Origin of the sequence: Streptomyces sp. SPB074 (genome assembly GCF_000154905.1) — a bacterium.
Taxonomy (GTDB): domain Bacteria; phylum Actinomycetota; class Actinomycetes; order Streptomycetales; family Streptomycetaceae; genus Streptomyces.
In genome coordinates, this window is record NZ_GG770539.1 from 4,493,886 (window position 1) to 4,498,776 (window position 4,891).

Annotated in this window: 4 protein-coding genes; 1 reads left to right on the forward strand and 3 read right to left on the reverse strand. The window is 73.1% G+C overall.

What is annotated here, in order from left to right; all coding sequences use genetic code 11:
* Positions 1-77: 77 nt before the first annotated feature.
* Positions 78-1,799 carry a sensor histidine kinase gene (locus SSBG_RS18905; protein WP_008747676.1) on the reverse strand — a complete coding sequence of 574 codons (1,722 nt, stop codon included), beginning with the start codon at positions 1,797-1,799 and terminating at the stop codon, positions 78-80.
* Positions 1,796-2,473 carry a response regulator transcription factor gene (locus tag SSBG_RS18910; RefSeq protein WP_037870118.1) on the reverse strand — a complete coding sequence of 226 codons (678 nt, stop codon included), beginning with the start codon at positions 2,471-2,473 and terminating at the stop codon, positions 1,796-1,798. Before SSBG_RS18910 ends, SSBG_RS18905 begins: the two co-directional genes overlap by 4 nt.
* 395 nt (positions 2,474-2,868) lie before the next feature.
* On the opposite strand from SSBG_RS18910, the gene SSBG_RS18915 reads away from it, so the two are divergent.
* On the forward strand, positions 2,869-3,678 hold the full coding sequence (locus SSBG_RS18915; RefSeq protein ID WP_037870120.1) for a SigE family RNA polymerase sigma factor: 810 nt from the start codon (positions 2,869-2,871) through the stop codon (positions 3,676-3,678).
* A gap of 343 nt (positions 3,679-4,021) precedes the next feature.
* On the opposite strand, the gene SSBG_RS18920 is transcribed toward SSBG_RS18915, so the two are convergent.
* The gene (locus tag SSBG_RS18920; protein ID WP_008747679.1) at positions 4,022-4,720 is read right to left on the reverse strand and encodes a uridine kinase family protein; all 699 of its coding nucleotides are present in this window, start codon (positions 4,718-4,720) and stop codon (positions 4,022-4,024) included.
* Positions 4,721-4,891 lie beyond the last annotated feature (171 nt).

The window sequence follows — 4,891 nt, forward strand, 5'->3', positions numbered from 1 at the left end:
AAAAAAAAAAAAAAAAATTATAATAAAATAACATAAAAGCATAGAATCCGCCGTCTTGCTGAATAACCCCGCCGTCGTCAACAGCGCTGCCACGCACCCACCGTGCCGCTCCTCGACTCCGCACCCGCACGTGTGCCGGTGCCCGTGCCCTTGCCCGTCTCCGTGTCCGTATGCCTGTCGTCGGGCGCGGGGCCGCCGTCCGGCGGTGGGCCCTCCGGGCCGCTCTCCTCGCCGTTCCTCGGCAGCCGCAGGGTGAACACCGCGCCGCCGTCGGGGGAGTTGGCCGCCGTGATGTCGCCGCCGTGGATGTGCGCGTTGGCCTGCGCGATCGAGAGGCCGAGGCCGCTGCCCTCGGAACGGGGGCGCGAGGCGCTGGCCTTGTAGAAGCGGTCGAAGACGTGCGGCAGGACGTCCTCGGGGATGCCGGGGCCGTGGTCCCGCACCCGGATCACCAGCGAGGGCCCCTCGACCCGTACCGAGACCCGTACCGGGGAGCCGCCGTGCTTGAGGGCGTTGCCGATGAGGTTGGCGAGGATCACGTCGAGGCGGCGCGGGTCGACGCGGGCCGTGATGCCGCGCTCCGCGTCGAGTTCGACCGCGTCGAGCCAGGCGCGCGCGTCCACGCAGGCCGTGATCTGGTCGGCGATGTCCACGTCGTCGCACACGAGCCGCGCGGTGCCCGCGTCGAAGCGCGTCACCTCCATCAGGTTCTCCACCAGCGTGTTGAGCCGCCGCGTCTCGCTCACCACGAGCCGCACGGCGGGCTCGATCATCGGGTCGAGCGTGTCGATCTCCTCCTCCAGGACCTCCGTGACGGCGGTGATCGCGGTGAGCGGCGTGCGCAGTTCGTGGGACATGTCCGCGACGAAGCGGCGGCTCGACTCCTCGCGCGCGCTCATGTCCGCGACCCGCCGCTCCAGCGCCGCCGCCGCGTCGTTGAACGTACGGGACAGCTCGGCGAGTTCGTCCGTGCCGGAGACCCGCAAGCGGGTGCTGAGCTTGCCCTCGCCCAGCCGCTTGGCCGCGACCCCGAGGCGGTGCACGGGCTTGAGCACGGTCGTGGCCGCCGCCTGGGCGAGGAGCGCGGCGACGAGCAAAGCGAGCGTCGTCGCGATCCCCAAGGACCAGGCCAGCGACTCCAGATCGTCGGCCTCGGAGCCGAGCGACTTGCGCAGGTACCCGGTCGGGCCGCCGTCGCCCACCTCGGCGCCCGCGATCAGGTACGGCGTGCCCTTCACCGAGACCCGCTGCCAGTACAGGTGCGAGGACGCCTTGTTGGCCGGGGTGATCTCCTGCTTCCGGGCGACGGCCTCGCGCAAGGAGCCCGGCACATCACCGACCGAGAACGAACCGGGCGCCGAACTCCCGGTCACGGTACGGTTCCTGGCGTCCCGGTCGACCAGTACGACGTCGTAGTGCTGCCCCGAGCGGGAGATCGCGCGAGCCGTGCGCGCCAGGTCCTCGCGCGTCGGCCCCGGCGGCACCGTCCGGTCCGGGGAGGCCAGTTGCTCCTTGAAGTCGTTCAGCGTGTTGTCCTGCGTGCGGGTCAGGACCGCCTCCCGGTTGAGCCAGTACGCGATGCCCGAGGCCGAGACGGCGGCGGTCAGCGCGACGAGGCCGAAGACGAGGACGAGCCGCAGCCGCAGACTCGTGAAGCGCACCCCGGAGCCGGGCAGACGCCGCAGCCAGCCGCCGGCCCGCGCGGCGGCCCCGCCGGAGTCCCGCCCCGCGCCGCCCCGCCCCGTTCCGTTCCCCCGCCCCGCCTCGTCGTCCCGTTCCGTCCCGTCGCCTCGGCTCACTGCGGCGCGTCCAGCCGGTAACCGACCCCGCGCACCGTGCGGATGAGCTTCGGGGAGGACGGGACGTCCTCGACCTTGGCGCGCAGCCGCTGCACGCACGCGTCCACCAGGCGCGAGTCGCCGAGGTAGTCGTGTTCCCAGACCAGGCGCAGGAGTTGCTGCCGGGACAGCGCCTGCCCCGGACGCCTGCTGAGTTCGAGCAGGAGGCGCAACTCGGTCGGGGTGAGCTGGAGTTCCGTACCGTCCTTGGCGACCGTCATCGCGGAGCGGTCGATGACGAGGTTCCCGAAGGCCGCCGAATCGCTGGACTCGCGCTCCCCGCGCCGCAGCACCGCGCGGATGCGCGCGTCGAGCACCCGTCCCTGCACGGGCTTGACGACGTAGTCGTCCGCCCCGGACTCCAGGCCCACCACGACGTCGATGTCGTCGCTGCGCGCGGTGAGCAGGATGATCGGGAGCTGGTCGGTGCGGCGGATACGACGGCACACCTCGAAGCCGTCGATTCCGGGCAGCATGACGTCCAGAACGATCAGGTCCGGTCGTTCCTCGCGCAGTTTCGTCAGCCCGTCCTCGCCCGTGGCGGCGGTGGCCACGCGGTGCCCCTGGCGGGTCAGGGACAGCTCAAGGGCCGTACGGATGGCGTCGTCGTCCTCGATCAGCAACAGGGAAGGCACCCGGTCATTCTGTCCCACGGCCGCCCGGACTTCGACCTCCGGGTGCCGGGACGCGAGGCCCGGGCCCGGGAAATCGCGGGGCCGGTGCCCCCGGGAAGCCGGGCCCGTGCCCAGGGGAGCGGCGGGCCCGTGCCCGCGGCGCCGCCCGCGCCTGCCCCTCCGTACGCCCCCTCCTCCGTACGCCCGTTTCCGCACGGCCCGCCCGGCCCCGCGCGGGCGAGCCTTGCTCCGACGCGCGCGCGAGGAAGCGCTGTGACAGCTCTGTGACAGTCGGCGGACACGGTCATGAACTGGGGTTGGCAATGTTTTCGGCACACGGGGCGCACCGGCCGGCCGCAAGGACGGCGGGAACGCCTCGCGGCGGAAGCACCCACACCTCAGGACGGAGGCGCGCGATGAGCACTCGGCACAGCACCACGGGCGGTGCGGTGGTCACCCGGCTGCACGACTACCTCGCGCGGACCGAGACCTCCGGTGCCGCGACCGTGTCCCTGTTCGAGCGGAGCCATGAGCCCGGGGGCGGACGGGGACGGGGTTGCGGGACCGGCCGGGCACCGCGTCCCCTGCGGGGGACGCCGGTGGACGTGGCTCCGGTTCCCCGCGGGGGGAACGAGGGGAACCGGAGCGTCACGCACGGCCAGAGCACGGCGGACGCGGGGGACGCGGGGGAGCGGTCCCGGGCGAACGAGGCGGAGTTCACCGCCTACGTCCGGGAGCGCCGCGCCTCCCTCTACGCGACCGCCTACCACCTGACCGGGGACCGCTTCGAGGCGGAGGACCTGCTCCAGAGCGCCCTCTTCTCGACGTACCGGGCCTGGGACCGCATCACCGACAAGGCCGCCGTCGGCGGCTACCTGCGCCGCACCATGACGAACCTGCACATCAGCGCGTGGCGGCGGCGCAAGCTCAACGAGTACCCGACCGAGGAACTGCCGGAGACGGCCACCGACACGGACGCGATGCGCGGCACCGAGCTGCGCACCGTCCTGTGGCAGGCGCTCGCCCGGCTGCCCGAACTCCAGCGCACGATGCTGGTCCTCCGCTACTACGAGGGCCGCACGGACCCGGAGATCGCGAAGATCCTCGACATCAGTGTCGGCACGGTCAAGTCGAGCATCTGGCGCAGCCTGCGCCGCCTGCGCGACGACGAGGCGCTCAGCCGCGACCGTGACCGCGAGGAGTCCTTCGGCGAACTGGTCGCCTGAGGACCGAGGGGGGACGGGGGAAAAGCGGGGGGAACAGGGGGAAACGGGGGAAACCGAGGGGAGGGTCCGCCGCACGGGGGCCCGGGGCACGTACGGGGGAGTACGCGTCCGGGACGGGCGGCGGACACGGGGGAGAACGGGGGGAACACGGGGCGCCACGGGGGGGCGTCGCGACCACGGGGGTGGTTGCCGTGGCGGGACCGGAGGGCTGGGGGGCCTTCCGGTCCCGTCGCCGTTTCCGGGGACGGGCGGGCCGCCGGGCGTACGCGGTCACGGAGCCGGCCGCCGGGCGCCCCGTCCCGCCGGTGCCGAGGTCAGCGCGCCGCCCGGGCCCCGTCCCGCCTCAGCTCGCCGTCCGCTCCGTGCCCCGCTCCCGTACCGCCGGCCCGACCGGCCCGCGTGCGCAAGCCGCCGCGGCCAGCCTTCCCAGCGCCTCTTCCTTCGCGCAGGGGTGCGCGCCGAGCGCGGCCTGCCGCTGCACGATCGCGCGCTCCGAGCGCATCAGCCGGAAACCCCTGCGCAGCAGGAACGGGACGGACTTGCGGCCCTCGCGCAGGTCCCGCAGCAGCCGCCGCCGGAACGTCGTGCTCGGCCGCCCGCGCAGGCACAGCGCGTCGGCGAGGACACCGAGTTCGCGGCAGCGCCGCACGATGTCGGCGGCGAAGATGCCCTCGGCGATGAAGAGGGGGGTCGTGCGGTCGAGCGTCAGCGTCTCCGTGCCGGTACGGGCGCTCTCGGCGATCGAGTAGACGGGGACCTCGGCGGACCGGGTCCGGCACAGCTCGCTGATCGCGTCCAGCGCCCGCTCCCGGTCCCAGGACAACGGCGAGTCCCAGTCGATGTCGCGTTGCGGGCCCTCGCCCGCGACGAGCGGCAGGGTCGGGTCGTCGCCGTCCTTGTAGAAGTCGTCCAGGGACAGCACGGGCAGACCTGAGGCGGCGGCGAGGGACGACTTGCCCGAGCCGGAGGGCCCGGCGAGCAGGACGACCCGGACCGGTACGGCGGGATGGGGACTCACGAGGCACCAGTGTGCGCCATGCACCCACCACCCCGACCCGCCGGGGCGCGCTTTGGTACCCGACCGACACCTCGCCTACGCTGCGTGCGCACACGCTCACGTACCGAACCGGCAGGTGGCAGTCATGGCAGCAGCACGACACGCAAAGACCTCATCCTCCTCGCGCGCCCTCCTGCGAGCCGGTCTCGGCCTCGC

What these genes read in the sequence shown, in the direction of transcription:
- SSBG_RS18915 (WP_037870120.1), top strand. Translation starts at nt 2,869, where the DNA reads ATGAGCACTCGGCACAGCACCACGGGCGGTGCGGTGGTCACCCGGCTG.